1 protein-coding gene is annotated in these 231 nt (G+C 69.7%); it reads left to right on the forward strand.

From position 1 onward, the window contains the following. Positions 1-231 (forward strand): 3-isopropylmalate dehydratase large subunit (locus HKX41_13895; protein ID NNC25225.1); only part of this gene is annotated, 231 nt, incomplete at both ends.

The raw sequence follows: 231 nt of genomic DNA on the forward strand, positions 1-231 counted from the left end.
GCCTGCCCTACTACACCGCCGAAGCCGAAAACCAGGTCGACACCCTACGCCGCAACTGCGCGCGCCACGGCGTCGAGCTGTTCGATTACGACAGCGACCATCGCGGCATCGTCCACGTGATCGGCCCGGAACTGGGCCTGACCCAGCCCGGCCAGACCATCGTCTGCGGCGACAGCCACACCGCCACCCACGGCGCGTTCGGCGCGCTGGCCTTCGGCATCGGCACCAGCG

The sequence above is a fragment of the Salifodinibacter halophilus genome (assembly GCA_012999515.1).
GTDB lineage: Bacteria > Pseudomonadota > Gammaproteobacteria > Nevskiales > Salinisphaeraceae > Salifodinibacter > Salifodinibacter halophilus.